Genomic DNA, 14123 nt, shown 5'->3' with positions numbered 1-14123 from the left:
GGCGGAAGCCGACTTCGGTTCACCCCTCCGCCAGCCAGCGGTCGAACGCCTCGCCGGACAGCGGCTTGAGCAGCACCGCCACCCCCGCCGCCTGCGCCGCTTCGGCCAGCGTGCGGCTGGCATCCGCCGTGACCAGCGCGGCGCGCAGCCCCGGTGCCGCCGTGCGCAGGCGTCCGATCAGCGTCAGCCCGTCGATCGCCCCGCCGAGGTCGTGATCGACGAACGCCACCGCGACTCCGGCGACTTGGCGCAACGCCGCGTCGGGAGTCGCCGCCAACCGTACGCCATGCCCGCGGCTCTCCGCCAGCGCCGCCATCGCGTGGCGTACGCCCGCATCGTCATCGACGACGAGACAGGACATCGGCCGCACCGGCCGTACCGCCACGCGCACCGGTGCGGCGGCGACGGCACCGTCGGCGATCGGCAGCGCCACCGCGAATCGACTCCCCCGCCCGACCCGGCTGTCGAGCGTCACCGCCGCCCCCAGCAACGCTCCCGTTCGCGCAACGATGGCGAGGCCGAGGCCCAGCCCGGCATCCTCGGCGGTCGCGAGCCGCTCGAACTCGCGGAACACCCGGTCCTGCGCCTTCGCCGGGATGCCGGGGCCGGTGTCGACCACCTCGATCCGCGCCAGCCCCCCGCGCCGCCGCACCCCGATCACCACGCCGCCGCGCGCGGTATAGCGCACCGCATTGCCCAGCAGGTTCTGCACGATCGAGCGCAGCAGCACCCGGTCGGTCGCCACCAGCGCATCGCCGGGCGCGAGGCGCAGCCGCAGCCCCTTCGCCCGCGCCTGATCGGCGAAGCTGTCGATCAGCTCGGCCAGCAGCGCGCGCACCGCAAAGCGTGTCGGCACCGGCACGATCCCGCCTGCGTCGAGCTTCGATATGTCGAGCAGCGCGCGCAGCAGCTGGTCGGCGGCGGCGATCGACTGGTCGATCCGCGTCACCAGCGGCTGCTGCCGCGCGTCGGCACCGCGCGCCAGCGCGGCGGTGAACAGCCGCGCGGCATGGAGCGGCTGGAGCAGGTCGTGGCTGGCCGCCGCGAGGAACCGCGTCTTGTCGGCGGTCGCCCGCGCCAGCGCCGCGTTCGCTTCCGACAGCGCGGCGGTACGCGCCGCCACCCGCCGTTCGAGGTCGGCGCGCGCCGTCTCCACCGCGCGCAGCGCCTGCGCCTCGGCGGTGATGTCGGAGAAGCACATGACATAGCCGCCGCCCGGCATCGGCCCGCCGACCGTCTTGAGCACCCGCCCGTCGCTCCGCACCCGCTCGAAACTGTGCCGCGTGCCGCGCCGCATATGCGCCAGCCGCCGCGCGACATGGCCCTCGACCTCGCCGGGGCCGCAATCGCCGCGCAGCGCGTTGAACGCGATCGCGTCGGCGACGGGCGCGCCGACCCGGATCATGCCCGGCGGAAAGCCGAACAGGTCGATATAGCGCTGGTTCCACGCGACGAGGTTGAGGTCGGCATCGACCACGCTGACGCCCGGATCGATATGCTCCAGCGTGGCGGCGAGCAGCCCTTGCGAGAATTGCAGGCTCTGCGCGCTTTCCCCGAGGATGCGGCCGACCTCGTCCACCCCCAGCCCTTCGCCCGACAGCGCCGAGGCCACCAGCCGCCGTGCCGAGGATACGCCGACGACCTGCGCCATCAGCCGCTCGGCGATCCGCGCCGCGCGGGCATCGACATGGGTGCCCGCCCCCAGCGCCGTGGCCGCGCGCTCCGGCCCGACGAAGCGCGCGACCAGCGCGACCAGCGCGGGCAGGTCGCGCACCGCCGCGACCGCGACCGGCGGCTCGGTGCCGACCTGCGGCGCGCGCGACTGCGCGACCATCAGGTGGACCGCCAGATTGGCGGCGAGGCTCAGCAGCACCCCGCCCGACAGCGGCAGCAGCGCATGGCCGACCAGCGTCGGCACGAACAGCAGCGCGCCCCACGCGACCAGCCCGGTGCCCAGTCCCGCGATCGCCGCCCATGGATCGCGCCCGCCCCGCGCCACCGCCAGCAGCAGCGCGGGCGCGAACTGCACCATCGCGGCAAAGGCGGTGATGCCGATCGCCGCCAGCCCCTGCGACGCGGGCAGCACCAGCGCATAGCCGAGCGCCACCGCGAGCATGCCCGCGATCACGCCGCGCCGGACCCACAGCAGCACCTGCCCCACATTGGCCCCCGCCGCCCAGCGGCGACGGCGCAGCAGCAGCGGCGCGATCAGGTCGTTCGACACCATCGTCGCCAGCGCCACCGTCTCCACCACCACCATCGCGGTCGCCGCCGAAAAGCCGCCGACGAAGCCCGCCAGCGCCAGCCCCGGCGCACCGGTCCCGAGCGGCAGGCCGATCACCAGCAGGTCGCCGCGCCCGCCGACGCCCAAGACCTGCCCCGCCAGCGTGATCGGCAGCACGCAGAGCGCGGTCAGCGCCAGATAGGCGACGAACGGCCAGCGCGCGCGCACCGGATCGGCGGGCGTCTCGGCGGCGATCACCGCGACATGGAACTGGCGCGGCAGGCACAGCACGGCGGCGGCGGCGAGCAGGGTGGTGACGAGGAAGTCGAGCGGTCGCGGCCCCCCGGCGAACCCGGCCGCCAGCTTCGCCAGCCCGGCGGCCTGCGCCCCGGCGGGGGCGCGCAGCACCAGCACGCCCGCGAACGCCGCCACCGCGACGAACGCGGTCAGCTTCACCAGCGATTCGACCGATACCGCCGCCAGCAGCCCCGCATCGGCCCGCCCCCGCCCGTCGGCGCGCGTCCCGAAGCGGATCGCGAACAGCCCCAGCACCAGCGCGGTGACGATCATCGGCCGGGTCGCGTCGTCGATCCCGGTCAGCGCGGCATAGGTGGTACCGACCGACCGCAGCTGGAGTGCGACATAGGGCACGGTGCCGAGCAGCGCGAGCAGCGTCACCAGCGCCGCCACGCCCCGGCTGCGCGAGAAGCGCGATCCGATGAAGTCGGCGATCGAGGTCGCCCCGTCCGCCTGCACCGCCGCGACCAGCCGTGCGAGCAGGCGCGGCGCCAGCGCGAACACCAGCATCGGCCCCAGATAGATCGGCAGATAGGCCCAGCCGTCGACCACCGCGCTGCCGACCGCGCCGTAGAAGGTCCAGCTGCTGCAATAGACCGCAAGGCCCAGCGTATAGACCGTCCGTCGCAGCGTGCCGCGCACCGCCCGCGTCCGCGCGATCCACGCGACCGCGAACAGCATCGCGGCATAGCCGAGCGCCACCAGCAGCGGTGCGATGCCGTTCATGCCTGTCCCCGCGATGCCGATCCCCCCGTCAACCTCGAATATCGAGCGACTTCCGCTGGATAGCTTGGTACATATCGGGCAAAGGCGGCGTTGCGAACCGGGGGGCAGCCATGAAGAAATTCGTCGCGATCGAAAGTCTGCGCGGCTGGATGGCATGGTGGGTCGTGCTCGGCCATGCGATCCATCTGAGCGGCACCGGCGCGCTGTTCGCGGGCTATCCGCTCAAGCTGCTGCCCGCGGGCGGGCTGGCGGTCAATGTATTCATGGTGGTCAGCGGCTTCGTGATCGCCCATCTGCTGCTCGGCGCGCGCGAGGGATATGGCCCGTATCTGCTGCGCCGCGGCTGGCGGCTGTTGCCGCTGATGGTCGTGATGCTGGCGCTGGCCGCGCTCGTCCGGCCGCTCTATGCGCTGGCCTTCATCGACAATCCCTTCGCCGCGGAACGCGCGGCCGCCGCGCTGCGGTTTCAGTCGGAGGCCGCCGCATGGCCCGCGCACCTGATCGCGCACCTGACCATGCTGCACGGCGCGCTGCCGGGCGAGATCCTGCGCTACGCCAATCTGAGCTTCCTCGCCCCGGCATGGAGCATCTCGCTCGAATGGCAATTCTATATCGTCGCGCCGCTGCTGCTGTTGCTGCTGACCCGGCGGTCGGCCGGGGCGATCGCGGCGACGCTGGCGATCCTCGCGCTGACCCCGCTCGCCTTCTCCGGGGCGATCGGTCACTGGCAGGTCGATTCGTTCCTGCCGCTGATGACGCCGTTCTTCCTGATCGGCATGACGTTGCGGCTGGTGTTCGGCGCGCGCCATGCGGGTGAGCCGCTGCCGTGGCAGGCGATGCTGGTGTCGGGCATCGGGCTGCTGGTCTATGCGGTCGCGCGGCGCGACGATCCGCCGCTGGTGATCCTGCAATGCCTGACGCTCGCCGTCGCGGGCGGGCTGTTCTTCCTGATCGCCGCGGTCGAGGTGGAGGTGGTGCGCATCCGCTCGCCGCTGTTCGCGCGGCTCGCATGGGCGGTGGCGCATAATCCGGCGGCGGTGGCGGTCGGGCGTGTCTCCTATTCCACCTATCTCTGTCACATTCCGGTGTTCGCGATCGTGGTCGGCGGGCGGATCGCGCTCGATCCCGACCTCGGCCAGCGTGCCCTGGTCGGCTGGACCGCGATCGCCATGGCGGCGACGCTGCCCGCGTCGTTCCTGTGCTATCGCTATGTCGAGGCACCGGCGCTGGCATGGGGCCGCACCCTGTTCCGCCCGCGCCGCGTGGTCGCGCCGCGCGACGACCTGCCGCTGCCCGCCGAACCGGCGGGCGATGGTGGGCGCTGACGGGCTCGAACCGCCGACCCTCTCGGTGTAAACGAGATGCTCTACCAACTGAGCTAAGCGCCCCCATAAGGGAGGTCGTCCGAATAGCGCCCGCGCGGCGGACTGCAACCCCCTTATTCCCGCTTCAGGCCCAGCCGAGCCCGGCCTGCGCCACCGCCCGGGCATAGCCGGTCATGCCGTTCGCGCCGCGCGCGGTCAGCGTCAGGAAGGCGCGACGACGGTCGGTCGGGTCGTCGCGCCGCTCGAACAGGCCCGCATCGACCAGCGTCGTGATCCAGCGCAGCGCGGTCGTCGGCGGCACGGCGGAGGCGATGCACAGGCTGGAGACCGATACCCGCCGGTCCTCCAGATGCGCGGCGAACAGGTCGAGCAGCATGTCCCACGCCGGATCGGCGAACAGCGCCGGATCGAAGAAGCGCCCGCGCAGCCGCCGGGCGCGGATCACGTCGCGTACCTTCGCCGCCGACAGCACCGGCTCGACCGCGCCCGGCGGGGGGACGAATTCATTGGTGCGGTCGCGCGCGCTGTCGCCCGGCGCGGTTTCGTCGCGCGCCAGCCGGGCGAGCACCTCGGCGATGCGCGCCACCTCGGCATTCAGCCGCCGCAGCCGTTCCGCATCGCGCTCCGACGCGTGGAACCGGTCGCCGATCACGCCGCCCAGCGCGATGGCGGCGACCCGTTCGTCGATCCGCGCATCGCACAACAGTTCCGCCGGCGTGCCGAGCAGGTGCAGCGTCACCGCGTCGAGCTGCTCCGCGACGAAGGCCACGACCAGCCGCGCCCGGTCCGCCGTCGCCCGCGCGGCGAGCAGCGGCAGCGCCGCGTCGAGTGCCGCACCGTCCACGCCCTCCGCCTCGACCAGCAGCAGGTCGGCATGGGCGATGTCGGCAAGCCCGTCCGCCAGCCCGGCGAAGCCGAGCGTGGCGACCACCGCGACGCCCGCGTGGCGCGCCGCCTCCGCCGCCGGTGCCGCCGCCGCGGCATCCACCGCGACCACGATCGTGCGCGGCTGTCCTTCCGCCTCGCTGACGAACCCGTCGAACCCCATGCCCAAGCGTACCGCCCCCCTGTTGCCGAAACCCTGCCGCCTGCCCGCCGTTCGACGGGAAAACGGTATCCGATCCGCTATGGCGCGAAAGCGGGGGGTACGCCAGCCTTGGGCGCTATTCGATCGCCTTCACGATCTCCTCGACCATCTTCTTGGCATCGGCCAGCAGCATCATGGTGTTGTCGCGGTAGAAGACTTCGTTGTCGACCCCGGCATAGCCGACGCCGCCCATCGACCGCTTGATGAACAGCACCGTCTTGGCCTTTTCCACGTCGAGCACCGGCATGCCGTAGATCGGCGACGACTTGTCGGTCTTGGCCGCCGGGTTGGTCACGTCGTTGGCGCCGATGACGAAGGCGACGTCGGTCTGCGCGAATTCGGCGTTGATGTCCTCCAGCTCGAACACGTCGTCATAGGGCACGTTCGCCTCGGCCAGCAGCACGTTCATATGCCCCGGCATCCGCCCGGCGACCGGGTGGATCGCATATTTCACGCGGACACCGTGTTCCTTCAGCTTGTCCCCCATCTCGCGCAGCGCGTGCTGCGCCTGCGCCACCGCCATGCCGTAGCCGGGCACGATGATGACCTGTTCGGCCTGTTGCATCAGGAAGGCGGCGTCCTCGGCGCTGCCGCGCTTCCATGGGCGGTCGATCGCCGCGCCGCCGCCTGCGGCGCCGCTGTCGGTCGCGCCGAAGCCGCCCGCGATCACGCTGATGAAGCTGCGGTTCATCGCGCGGCACATGATGTAGCTGAGGATCGCGCCCGACGATCCGACCAGCGCGCCGGTGATGATCATCGCGGTGTTGCCCAGCGTGAAGCCCATCGCCGCCGCCGCCCAGCCCGAATAGCTGTTGAGCATGCTGACGACGACCGGCATGTCCGCCCCGCCGATCGGAATGATGAGCAGGAAGCCGATCGCGAACGACAGCACCACCACCGCCCAGAACGGCCAGCCCGCCTGGGTATGCGCGAACTGCGCGACGAGGAACAGGATCGCCGCCAGCGTACCCAGGTTGATGACATGGCGGCCGGGCAGCAGGATCGGCTTGCCCGACATGCTGCCGTTCAGCTTCAGGAAGGCGATGACCGATCCCGAGAAGGTGATCGCGCCGATCGCGACGCCCAGCCCCATCTCGACCTTGCTGACCGGATTGATGACCGCGAACGGCTCCCCGATCATCGGCACGACGACCGAGGAAATGCCGAACGCCCCCGGATTGAGATAGGCCGCGATCCCGACCAGCACGGCGGCCAAGCCCACCAGCGAGTGGAACGCGGCGACCAGCTGCGGCATCGCGGTCATCGCGATGCGTTTGGCGGTGGTCAGGCCGATGACCGCGCCGATGCCGATGGCGGCGAGGATTTCGGCGAAGGTGACGCCGTCCAGCGCGGTGAACTGCCCCCAATAGTCATAGGTGGGCGTCGCGCCGACGACGGTGACTTCCTCCAGCGGCAGATGGGTGAAGATCGTGGTCAGCACCGCGATCCCCATGCCGATCATGCCGAGCCGGTTGCCCCGGCGGCTGGTCGCGGGCGACGACAGCCCGCGCAGCGCGAGGATGAAGCAGACGCCCGCCACCAGATAGGCGAAGGCGACCCATGGATTGACCGGTGCTGCCGCGTGCATCCCCTCAGCCCTTCTTCTTGTACATGGCGAGCATGCGTTCGGTGACGGCGAACCCGCCGAAGATGTTGATGCTGGCCAGCACGACGCCCAGCAGCCCGAGCCATTTCGCGCCGGGCACGCCCGCCGCGGCGGCGGCGATCAGCGCGCCGACGATGATGACCGAGGAGATGGCGTTGGTGACCGCCATCAGCGGCGTGTGCAACGCGGGCGTCACCGACCACACGACATAATAGCCGACGAAGCACGCCAGCACGAAGATCGACAGGATCGAGAGGAAGTCCATGGGGTTAGTCCTTCTGATCCTCTCCAGGCATGCCTGGGGAGGGGGACCGCCGCGACGGAGCCACGGCGTTCAAATCTTCCCCGGCACGGGGAGGGGGAAGCGCCACCCGATCCTCCCCAAGCGCGCTTGGGGAGGGGGACCGCCGGCGCAGCCGGGGGTGGAGGGGCAGTGCGGCAGCGACGATCGCTTCGGCGGCGGCATCCGGATCGGCCAGCACATCGCGCGCCGTAACGCGCAAGACGGTCAGGCCGCGTTCCGCCAGCACGGAGTCCCGCGTCGCATCACGCGCCGGGCGGTCACTGCGGTCGTGCGCCTCGCCGTCGATCTCGACCGCCAGCCTCGACCGCGCGCAGTAGAAATCTAGGACATAAGGTTCGACCGGATGCTGGCGGCGAAATTTCAATCCGTTCGGCTCCCGCCGCAGCCGCTGCCACAGCAGCACTTCGGGCAGGCTCATGGCACGACGCAGGCGTCGCGCGCGGGCAACGGTCGATGCCCCTCCACCGTCCTGCGGACGGTCCCCCTCCCCATGCTGCGCATGGGGAGGATCGGCAGAGGCATCCTCATCCCTCACCGCTTGGCCAGCACCTGTTCCGCCAGCAGCCGCTGGATCGCCGCGGGATCGGCGTTGCGGCTGACCTTCAGCGTCAGCGGCGTCGCCTGTCCCGTGACCCACAGGTTCAGGTCGCTGTCGAGGTCGAAGCTGCCCGCGCTCTCGACTGCGAAGCCGGTGATCGAGCGATAGGGGATGCTGCGGAACGACACCTTCGACCCGGTGATCCCCTGCACGTCGACCAGCACGAAGCGGAAATTGGTCAGGAACGCCGTGTCGCGGATCGAACGGAAGGCGGCGAGCACTTCCTCGCCCGCGATCAGCGCATGGCCGTATTTCTCGCGGATTTCCGCCGGATCGACCTCATGGCTGCTGAACAGGCCCATCTTCCACGCTCCTTATGCCGCCCGCCGCGTCATGCGGTCAGGCGCTGGTTCACCACCTGTCCGCCGCGCGTCAGCACGATCGCCTGCGTCACCTCGTCCTCGGGCGGCAGCACCGGGCGGGCGGCGTCCTTGTCCCAATAGGCGGCGAGGAAATTGTAGAGGTTGCGCGCGAACAGCGCCGAGGCATCGGCGGCAAGGCGGCTCGGCACGTTGCGATGGCCGACGATCGTCACGCCGTGGCGCGTCACCACCTCGCCCGCGACACTACCCTCGACGTTGCCGCCCTGTTCGACCGCGAGGTCGACGATGACGCTGCCTGGCCGCATGCTGGCGACCTGCGCATCGCTGATGAGGCGCGGCGCGGGGCGACCGGGGATCAGCGCGGTGGTGATGACGATGTCCTGCCTGGCGATATGCCCCGATACCAGTTCGGCCTGCGCCGCCTGGTATTCGGCGCTCATCTCGCCCGCATAGCCGCCCGCGCCCTCGCCCTCGATCCCGGCCACCTTCTCGACGAAGATCGGCTTGGCGCCGAGCGACTGAATCTGTTCCCTGGTCGCCGAGCGCACGTCGGTGGCGCTGACCTGCGCACCCAGCCGCCGCGCGGTCGCGATCGCCTGCAACCCCGCCACGCCCACGCCCATGACGAAGACGCGCGCGGCGCTGACCGTGCCCGCGGCGGTCATCATCATCGGGAACGCCCGGCCATATTCGGCGGCGGCGTCGAGCACCGCCTTGTATCCGGCAAGGTTCGCCTGCGACGACAGGATGTCCATCGATTGCGCGCGGGTGACGCGCGGCATCCACTCCATCGCCAGCGCCTCCAGACCCAGCGCCGCATAACCGTCGACCCGTGCCCGCTCGCCCGAGGGGTTGAGCGCGGCGACCAGCCATGCGCCGGGCTTCACGCCGGACAGGCTGTCGGGGGACGGCCCCTGCACGCCGAGCACGACATCAGCATCGGCCAGCACCGCCGCCCGGTCGGCGACGGTAGCGCCCGCGGCGGCATAGGCCGCGTCATCGATCGACGCGCCTGCGCCCGCCCCCGCCTCCACGGCCAGCGTCGCGCCAAGCTGGATCAGCTTGCGGACGGTTTCGGGGGTGGCGGCGACGCGGCGTTCATCGGGGGCCTGTTCGGCAAGGACCGCGATCCGCATCTCAGGACGCGATCAGCCAGACGACGAACGCGGCGAGCAGCACGCATATCGCCGTGCCCCAGGTGAACCAGCGGATGAAGCTGTCGTAGGTGCCCGCATGTGCGGGGGGTCGGCCGTCGCCTGCCATCTTCCGCCCTCTCTCGCTTATTCTTCTCTGCACCGGCGTTTAACGTGTTGGTCGCACGTCGCCAAGTGCAATCCGGATACGCTCGGCGTTAAGGCCAGCTTTACGCCGGCGTGCCACCATCCGTCCCTCAACGACACGATTCTGATGGGAAAAACGGGCGATGTTGCGAGGCGGACAGCGGGTGCTGATGGTCATCGACGACGAACCGGCGCAGCGCCGCCTCGTCGCCGCCATCGCCGCGCGGCGCGGGTGGCGCACGCTGTTCGCCGCCGATGCGCCGTCGGCGGTCGCGATGCTCGACACGCCCGACGGGATGGCGCTGGACGCGGTGCTGGTCGATCACTGGTCGCCCGAAGCCGATGCGGGCACGCTGATCGCGGCGCTGCGTGCGCATCGCCCGGCGCTGCCGGTGCTGATGCTCACCGCCAACGGATCGGTCGCCGCCGCCGTCGCGGCGATGCGCGCCGGGGCGAGCGACTTCCTCGTCAAGCCGCTGGGGCCGGAACGGCTGCTCGCGGCGCTCGACGGCGCGGTCGGCGCGCAGGCGCGTGGCGAGCTGCGCCCGCTGACCGAGAAACTGTCCGCGCCGCTGGGCTTCGAGGAGATCGTCGGCTCCGCCCCCCGCTTCCGTGCCGCGCTGGCGATCGCGGCCAAGGCGGCGCGCGCGCGCGTACCGGTGCTGATCGAGGGGGAGAGCGGCGTCGGCAAGGAGGTGGTCGCCGATGCGATCCACGCCGCATCCCCCCGCGCGCGCAAGCCGTTCGTCCGGGTCAATTGCGGGGCGATCCCCGCCAACCTCGTCGAAAGCGAGCTGTTCGGCCACGAGAAGGGCGCGTTCACCGGCGCGTTCGAGCGCAAGTCCGGGCGGTTCCAGGAGGCGGACGGCGGCACGCTGTTCCTCGACGAGGTGGGCGAGATGCCGTTCGATGCGCAGGTCAAGCTGCTGCGCGTGCTGCAATCGGGCGAGGTCCATGCGGTGGGCGCGCGCAGCCCTCGCGAGGTGGACGTGCGCGTCATCGCCGCCACCAACAAGACGCTCGCCGCCGAGGTCGAGGCCGGGCGGTTCCGCGAGGATCTCTATTACCGGCTGAACGTGGTGCAGGTGACGATCCCCCCCTTGCGCGAGCGCGGCGGCGATATCCCCGCGCTCGCCCGCCACCTGCTGGCGCGCATCGCCGAGCAGCCGGGGCTGCGGCCGATGGGCATCACCGACGATGCGATCGCGCTGCTGTCGGGCTACGGCTGGCCGGGCAACGTCCGCCAGTTGCAGAACGCGCTGTTCCGCGCGGCGGTGCTGTGCGACGGCGATGCGCTGACCCGCGCCGATTTCCCGCAGATCGCGCAGATCGCCGACGGGCATGAGCCTGCGCTGATGGGCGTCCGCCCGCGCGGCGGCGATGCCGGGGGGGTCACGCTGTTCCGCCCCGACGGCAACCTGCGCGCGCTGGAGGAGATCGAGGCCGATGTCATCCGCCTCGCCATCGGCCATTATCGCGGCCGCATGACCGAGGTCGCGCGGCGGCTGGGGATCGGCCGCTCGACGCTGTACCGGAAACTCGGCGAACTGGGGATCGACCAGAACGCGGCGTGAGGGGTGGAGCGCACGGGTGCCAGCGCTATTCCCGCCGAACGTTCGTCATTCCCGCGAAGGCGGGAATCCATAAACGCCGACGACTGTGCAGGATCGAAACCACAGCGTGTATGGACTCCCGCCTTCGCGGGAGTGACGACAGGCACATTGGCTAGGCCGCTAACCCGCCGCCTCGCGCCACTCGCCCGGCTGCAACCCCGCCACGTCCCACTCCCCCACCGACCAGCGCACCAGCCGCAGCGTCGGCAGCCCCACCGCCGCCGTCATCCGCCGCACCTGCCGGTTGCGGCCTTCGCGGATGGTGATCGACAGCCAGTGATCGGGCACGCTCTTGCGGAAACGCACCGGCGGCACCCGTTCCCACAGGTCCGGCGGATCGATCGCGCGGACGATCGCCGGGCGGGTCGGCCCGTCGTTCAGCACCACCCCCTGCGCCAGCAGCGCCTGCGCCGCCGCATCGGGCGCACCCTCCACCTGCACGAGGTAGGTCTTGGGCAGCTTGAACCGGGGATCGGCGATCCGCGCCTGCAAGCGCCCGTCGTCGGTCAGCAGCAGCAGCCCCTCGCTGTCGCGGTCGAGCCGTCCGGCGGGATACACACCGGCCACCGCGACATGATCGGACAGGGTGGCGCGCGCGCCCCCGGTGCCCCGGTCGGTGAACTGCGACAGCGTGCCATAGGGTTTGTTGAGCAGGAGCAGGCGGGCCATGCCTCCCTGTCGCGCACGGGCAAAGCGCTGTCGAGGGCGGTCCCATGCGATTGACTCGCGCCGTCCTGCCCGATTACGGCAGGAAGGAGCGATACCGGGGGGAAACGCTGCAATGCCATCCGTGACTGTCGTCATTCCCACCTTCGGGCGACCGCAGCTCGTCTGCCGCGCGGTGCGCAGCGTGCTGGCCCAGACGATGGCCGATCACGAGATCATCGTCGTGATCGACGGCGACGATCCCGCGACGCGCGAGGCGCTGGGAACGATCGGCGATCCCCGGCTGCGCTGGATCAGCCATGACGGCAAACGCGGCGCGGGCCAGGCGCGCGACACCGGCGCGGAAGCGGCGGCGGGCGACTGGGTCGCCTTCCTCGACGACGACGACGAATGGCTGCCCGAAAAGCTCGAACGCCAGCTTGCCGCCGTGCCTGCCGACGGACGCGCGGTGGTGATGGCCCTGTCGCGCGTCGTCAGCCGCTACGGCACCTTCATCCGCCCGGCCACGCCCTATGACGGGCGGGTGCCGATCGACGAATGGCTGTTCGACCGGCACAGCTGGACCCGCGGCGGCGACGCCTTCCTCCAGACATCGTCGCTGATGATGCCGCGCGCGCTGTTCGACGTGCTGAAGTTCACCGACACCAAGCAGCATGAGGAATGGGAGCTGGTCATCCGTGCGGTGAAGCAGCACGGCTATGCCCTCGTCACCCCGCCCGATCCGCTGGTGATCTATTACGTGCCCGAGAACCGCAATTCGCTCAGCCGCAGCTATACCTGGCGGCAGTCGATCCTGTGGGCGGAGGGCATGGGCGACGTGCTGACGAAGCGCGCCTTTTCCGGCTTCTGCCTGACGGTGGTCGCGCAGATGGCGGCGACCTTCGGCGCGCGCGAGGCGTTCGGGCCGCTCCGCCGCGCCGCCTATGCGCACGGCAGCCCCACGCCCAAGCAACTGTTCGCGTTCCTGTACTTCCGCTATTTCCCGACCGGCCTGCGCTGGCGCCTGCGCGCCATGGTGCAGGGCGAGCGTTCCGGCGCATGATGCGCGCCCAACCCCCTAGCTGTCAGGCCGTCCGATGACCCTTTCGCCCAAAGCATCCCCCCGCGCCGGTCGCCGGGTTCTCGTGACCGGCGGGGCCGGGTTCCTCGGCTCGCATCTGTGCGAGACGCTGCTGGCGGCGGGGGACGAGGTCCTGTGCGTCGACAATTTCTTCACCGGCGAACGGCGCAACATCGCCCATCTGCTCCAGCATCCGCGCTTCGAGCTGATGCGCCACGACATCACCTTCCCGCTCTATGTCGAGGTGGACCAGATCTACAACCTCGCCTGCCCCGCCTCGCCGGTGCATTACCAGTTCGATCCGGTGCAGACGACCAAGACCAGCGTGATCGGCGCGATCAACATGCTGGGCCTCGCCAAGCGGGTGAAGGCGACCGTGCTCCAGGCATCGACCAGCGAGGTCTACGGCGACCCCACCGTCCACCCGCAGCCCGAGGAATATTGGGGCAACGTCAACCCCAACGGCCCGCGCTCCTGCTATGACGAGGGCAAGCGCTGCGCCGAGACGCTGTTCTTCGACTATCAGCGCCAGCACCGGCTGGGGGTGAAGGTGGTGCGCATCTTCAACACCTATGGCCCGCGCATGGCGCCGAACGACGGGCGCGTCGTCTCCAACTTCATCGTGCAGGCGCTGCGGGGTGAGGACATCACCATCTACGGCAGCGGCGAGCAGACCCGCTCCTTCTGCTATGTCGACGACCTGATCCGCGGCATGCACCTGATGATGAACACCCCGCCGGAGGTGAGCGGCCCGATCAACATCGGCACGCCGGTCGAATCGACGATGCTCGAACTCGCCGAGGAAGTGCTGGCGATCACCGGCTCGCAATCGACGCTGCGCTTCGAGCCGCTGCCGCAGGACGATCCGCGCCAGCGCCTGCCCGACATCACCAGGGCGCGCAGCACGCTCGGCTGGGAACCGGCGGTGCCGCTGCGCGAGGGGTTGCGGCGCACGGTCGAGTATTTCGACGGCTATCTGCGCGGCGCGGCGGGCTGAGCCACCCTGCGCATTGC

General features: G+C 70.8%; 13 protein-coding genes and 1 tRNA gene. 4 read left to right on the top strand and 10 right to left on the bottom strand.

The features are described 5' to 3' along the window. Window positions 1–19: 19 nt before the first annotated feature. Complete coding sequence (locus ABLE43_RS00585; protein ID WP_348976523.1) at window positions 20–3247, bottom strand: PAS-domain containing protein; 3228 nt, start codon at window positions 3245–3247, stop codon at window positions 20–22. A 110-nt stretch (window positions 3248–3357) separates the two neighbouring features. Here ABLE43_RS00585 and ABLE43_RS00580 point away from each other — a divergent pair, with 110 nt between their 5' ends. Further along, entirely contained in the window at window positions 3358–4572 is a 1215-nt protein-coding gene (locus ABLE43_RS00580) for an acyltransferase family protein (protein ID WP_348976522.1), read from the top strand. On the opposite strand, the gene ABLE43_RS00575 is transcribed toward ABLE43_RS00580, so the two are convergent. From ABLE43_RS00575 to ABLE43_RS00540, 8 genes are all read right to left on the bottom strand, one after another. Continuing rightward, a tRNA-Val gene (locus ABLE43_RS00575) sits at window positions 4560–4635 on the bottom strand. The two genes, ABLE43_RS00580 and ABLE43_RS00575, sit on opposite strands and share 13 nt — an antisense overlap. 61 nt (window positions 4636–4696) lie before the next feature. Beyond that, a complete protein-coding gene (locus tag ABLE43_RS00570) occupies window positions 4697–5620 on the bottom strand; it encodes a winged helix DNA-binding protein (protein WP_348976798.1) in 924 nt (307 codons plus the stop codon). Window positions 5621–5735: 115 nt separating this feature from the next. After that, window positions 5736–7247: an NAD(P)(+) transhydrogenase (Re/Si-specific) subunit beta gene (locus tag ABLE43_RS00565; RefSeq protein WP_348976521.1), complete on the bottom strand. Its 1512-nt coding sequence runs from the start codon at window positions 7245–7247 to the stop codon at window positions 5736–5738. A gap of 4 nt (window positions 7248–7251) precedes the next feature. Continuing rightward, window positions 7252–7530, bottom strand: coding sequence for an NAD(P) transhydrogenase subunit alpha part 2 (locus tag ABLE43_RS00560; RefSeq protein ID WP_055757824.1), 279 nt, complete (start codon window positions 7528–7530; stop codon window positions 7252–7254). Between the two features lie 4 nt (window positions 7531–7534). Then, the gene (locus tag ABLE43_RS00555; RefSeq protein WP_348976520.1) at window positions 7535–7987 is read right to left on the bottom strand and encodes an endonuclease domain-containing protein; all 453 of its coding nucleotides are present in this window, start codon (window positions 7985–7987) and stop codon (window positions 7535–7537) included. Between the two features lie 113 nt (window positions 7988–8100). Next, window positions 8101–8469: a PH domain-containing protein gene (locus ABLE43_RS00550; RefSeq protein ID WP_348976519.1), complete on the bottom strand. Its 369-nt coding sequence runs from the start codon at window positions 8467–8469 to the stop codon at window positions 8101–8103. Window positions 8470–8498: 29 nt separating this feature from the next. Then, window positions 8499–9626 carry a Re/Si-specific NAD(P)(+) transhydrogenase subunit alpha gene (locus tag ABLE43_RS00545; protein WP_348976518.1) on the bottom strand — a complete coding sequence of 376 codons (1128 nt, stop codon included), beginning with the start codon at window positions 9624–9626 and terminating at the stop codon, window positions 8499–8501. A gap of 1 nt (window position 9627) precedes the next feature. Next, window positions 9628–9753 carry an aa3-type cytochrome c oxidase subunit IV gene (locus ABLE43_RS00540; protein ID WP_348976517.1) on the bottom strand — a complete coding sequence of 42 codons (126 nt, stop codon included), beginning with the start codon at window positions 9751–9753 and terminating at the stop codon, window positions 9628–9630. Window positions 9754–9913: 160 nt separating this feature from the next. Here ABLE43_RS00540 and ABLE43_RS00535 point away from each other — a divergent pair, with 160 nt between their 5' ends. After that, window positions 9914–11344 (top strand): sigma-54-dependent transcriptional regulator, encoded by a 1431-nt coding sequence (locus ABLE43_RS00535; RefSeq protein ID WP_348976516.1) that lies wholly within the window; start codon window positions 9914–9916, stop codon window positions 11342–11344. 159 nt (window positions 11345–11503) lie between these two features. On the opposite strand, the gene ABLE43_RS00530 is transcribed toward ABLE43_RS00535, so the two are convergent. Then, window positions 11504–12052: a pseudouridine synthase gene (locus tag ABLE43_RS00530; protein WP_348976515.1), complete on the bottom strand. Its 549-nt coding sequence runs from the start codon at window positions 12050–12052 to the stop codon at window positions 11504–11506. Between the two features lie 112 nt (window positions 12053–12164). On the opposite strand from ABLE43_RS00530, the gene ABLE43_RS00525 reads away from it, so the two are divergent. Together ABLE43_RS00525 and ABLE43_RS00520 are read left to right on the top strand one after the other, a co-directional pair. After that, window positions 12165–13091, top strand: coding sequence for a glycosyltransferase family 2 protein (locus ABLE43_RS00525; protein WP_348976514.1), 927 nt, complete (start codon window positions 12165–12167; stop codon window positions 13089–13091). 34 nt (window positions 13092–13125) lie between these two features. Then, entirely contained in the window at window positions 13126–14106 is a 981-nt protein-coding gene (locus tag ABLE43_RS00520; protein ID WP_348976513.1) for a UDP-glucuronic acid decarboxylase family protein, read from the top strand. Window positions 14107–14123: the final 17 nt, after the last annotated feature.

This window comes from Sphingomonas silueang (assembly GCF_040049155.1).
GTDB lineage: Bacteria > Pseudomonadota > Alphaproteobacteria > Sphingomonadales > Sphingomonadaceae > Sphingomonas > Sphingomonas silueang.
This window is presented reverse-complemented; position numbering and strand designations above follow the sequence as displayed.